We start from the raw sequence: 2,154 nt of genomic DNA, 5'->3' as shown, positions 1-2,154 counted from the left end.
CCCCCCCCCCCCCCCCCCCCCCCCCCCCCCCCCCCCCCCCCCCCCCCCCCCCCCCCCCCCCCCCCCCCCCCCCCCCCCCCCCCCCCCCCCCCCCGGGGCCCCACTGGGCGGGGCACAGATGGTTACGAGACCGCGGCGATGGCTCCCGCGCCCTGAAGGGTGAAGTTGTCGAACACGATACGACTCTCGACGATCTTGCCGTTCTCGACTCGAAACCACTCGCCCACCGGGGAGTAGGGCACCGGGGCCGTGGTGGCGTCGTAGTACATCAGCGCGGTGTTCTCGTCTCCGAACGCCGACACCAGCTCGGCCTTGGTCAGGATCCCCAGGAATCCCTCGAGGAACGGGCGGTACGCCTCGGCGTCCAGGCGCCCGACGGGGGTCTGACTGACGAAACCGTCGGCGAAGTACGACAGGGCCTCGTCGACGTTCTTGTTCGACCACGCCTTGTAGTAGGCGAGTGCGACATCAAGTGCAGGGCTGCTCATGGTGATTGTCCTTCTAGTGAGGGGTTTGTTACGGCACACCCGGACCAGAGGTCTGCGACGGGCTGTGTGCAGATCCGTCCATTCGGGGCGGACGGCGCGCGACTCGCACCACCATACATCGAATCGCAGTACTACGCATCGCACTATCTCTGGCCGCGTGCGACCATAGGGAGGTGCTGGAACTTGCCATCCTGGGAAATCTCGTCGAGGGACCACTGCACGGCTATGAACTGCGCCGTCGGGTCGAGCGGCTCTCCGGCTATGCTCGGCCGGTGAGCCTGGGCAGCCTCTACCCGGCGATCAACCGCCTGGTGAAGCGCGGCATGCTGACCCGGCACACCGAACCGGGCGCCGCGGCGGCCCAGCGGTATGTGCTGACCCTGACCGACGCTGGGCACGAACACCTGCTGGAACGCCTGCGCGATCCCGCCCAGGTGGAGATCACCGACTTCAACCGGTTCTTCACCATCCTGGCGTTCCTCTCCCTGCTCCCCGAGACGAAGGAACAGCACGCCGTGCTGCGCCGCCGCCTGGAGTTCCTGGAGACGCCCGCGAGCTTCTTCTACGACGAGAACGACCGTTCGCTGCGCGCCGAGGAGGTGAACGACCCCTACCGCCGTGGCATGTTGCTCACCGCCCGAGCCGTTACCCGTACCGAGTGCGCCTGGATCCACGAAATCCTCGACGCCGACCAGGACTCGACGTACCCCGGCAGACCGCCACGCAACAAGAACGCCGCCCGTCCCGATGACCCGGCGGCGCCCGCCTATAGGCCGACGGCCAAGGTTGGCGGGTCTCCGACGCCAGGATGTGGGTCATAAGCCTCGGCGGTGCCGTCTGCGACAACGACACCCAGACGATCATCCCCCCTATACGCAACACTCGCGTGGACGGGCAGCACGCATCCAGAGAAGATCGGAAGAGGCCCGACTGAGATCGCCACTGAACGTAGTCATCAACGCCGTTGCGTTAGCGTTGTGAGCGGCCGTTGAGGCCGTGTTCGAAGAATGCCACGGTGGTGTGGATGGTATAGTTATGGGCCTTTTGTGGGTATTGTCCGGCGTTCGGGCCGTACTTGCTGGTGGGCGTTCATGCGGGTGCGGGCCTTCACTCGTTGCCGTCGGTGGGCGGGGCGGGTAGGAGGTCGCTCAGGGCGACGTGGCCGATCGTGCCGACCAGGTCGATGAGGGTGCCGGGGAAGATTCCATGGCCCGCGGTGACGGTGTCGGCTGCGGCGGCCAGCAGGACGGTGAAGCTAATCCGTTCCATGGGTATGTCCGGCCGTCCGGTCAGGGTGTCGCCGCCAGAGCGGCTCAGAGCCTGGCAGGCGGTGAGCATGGCGTCGACTTCCTGGTCGAGGCCGTCGATGCTGCGGGAGCGCAGGCCGCCGCTGTCGAGCATCGTGGCCTTGATCGAGAAATACGTGGTTGTCTCGTCCAGCCTCTCTTGTCTCGCAGGTCACAGCGCTAACGCAACGGTGTCGCCCTTAATTGTGAACATGACGCTACCCCCAGCAGAGGCATCCGTACGGAGTTTCTCCTGTCCAGACCCGGCGAACCTTCCCGGTCAGAGCACTAGTAGGACTCCGTTACGTCTGTCTCGCGGTGCCGTTTGGGGGCATGTTGGGGGTGTGGACGCACATGAAGTGAACCGTGCTCGGGCGCAG

The 2,154-nt window shown here is 66.3% G+C and carries 3 protein-coding genes; 1 reads left to right on the top strand and 2 read right to left on the bottom strand.

The genetic code is table 11. The annotated features are described in order from the left end of the window. Positions 1-122: 122 nt before the first annotated feature. Positions 123-488 (bottom strand): nuclear transport factor 2 family protein, encoded by a 366-nt coding sequence (locus tag ACZ5XS_RS45675; RefSeq protein WP_124437377.1) that lies wholly within the window; start codon positions 486-488, stop codon positions 123-125. Between the two features lie 173 nt (positions 489-661). On the opposite strand from ACZ5XS_RS45675, the gene ACZ5XS_RS45670 reads away from it, so the two are divergent. After that, positions 662-1,309 carry a PadR family transcriptional regulator gene (locus ACZ5XS_RS45670; protein ID WP_468661628.1) on the top strand — a complete coding sequence of 216 codons (648 nt, stop codon included), beginning with the start codon at positions 662-664 and terminating at the stop codon, positions 1,307-1,309. Between the two features lie 286 nt (positions 1,310-1,595). Here ACZ5XS_RS45670 and ACZ5XS_RS45665 read toward each other — a convergent pair whose 3' ends face one another. Then, complete coding sequence (locus tag ACZ5XS_RS45665) at positions 1,596-1,889, bottom strand: hypothetical protein (protein ID WP_468661627.1); 294 nt, start codon at positions 1,887-1,889, stop codon at positions 1,596-1,598. Positions 1,890-2,154: the final 265 nt, after the last annotated feature.

This window comes from Streptomyces sp. NPDC033131 (assembly GCF_055578365.1).
This window is presented reverse-complemented; position numbering and strand designations above follow the sequence as displayed.